Consider the following 680-nt stretch of genomic DNA (forward strand, 5'->3'; position numbering starts at 1 on the left):
CCGTTCCTTTGTAACTCCGTATTGAGTGTCCTACAACCCCAAGAAGCAAGCTTCTTGGTTTGGGCTCTTCCCGTTTCGCTCGCCGCTACTCAGGGAATCGAATTTCTTTCTCTTCCTCCAGGTACTTAGATGTTTCAGTTCCCTGGGTGTGCCACGATTACGCTATGTATTCACGTAAACGTACTGCTCGATTAAAAACAGTGGGTTTCCCCATTCGGAAATCTCCGGATCAAAGCTTACTTACAGCTCCCCGAAGCATATCGGTGTTAGTACCGTCCTTCATCGGCTCCTAGTGCCAAGGCATTCACCGTGCGCCCTTATTAACTTAACCTAAAAGTTAAAAAGTTCTTAACGCATACAACCGAAATTGTATGTTGAATTTCTTGAATGTTATTGCTTTCAATGTCGTTTTATCCAGTTTTCAAGGAACAAAGGTTTGCTTTGCGACGAGTAATCGCAGGAGCAAAAACTACTCTAAAAGAGTATGTTTGGTGGAGCCTAGCGGGATCGAACCGCTGACCTCCTGCGTGCAAGGCAGGCGCTCTCCCAGCTGAGCTAAGGCCCCTAAGAAGTATGGTGGGCCTAAATGGACTCGAACCATCGACCTCACGCTTATCAGGCGTGCGCTCTAACCAGCTGAGCTATAGGCCCTCTTAGGAAATTTATATAATTATATATAT

At 46.0% G+C, this 680-nt stretch carries 2 tRNA genes and 1 rRNA gene; all 3 read right to left on the bottom strand.

Annotation, left to right across the window (positions count from 1 at the left end):
* Positions 1-331: ribosomal RNA gene (locus tag GY23_RS17690) — 23S ribosomal RNA — on the bottom strand; the annotation flags it as partial.
* A gap of 158 nt (positions 332-489) precedes the next feature.
* Positions 490-565, bottom strand: a tRNA-Ala gene (locus tag GY23_RS17695).
* A 9-nt stretch (positions 566-574) separates the two neighbouring features.
* Positions 575-651, bottom strand: a tRNA-Ile gene (locus tag GY23_RS17700).
* Positions 652-680: the final 29 nt, after the last annotated feature.

This window comes from Paenisporosarcina indica, assembly GCF_001939075.1.
Classification (GTDB): Bacteria; Bacillota; Bacilli; order Bacillales_A; family Planococcaceae; genus Paenisporosarcina; species Paenisporosarcina indica.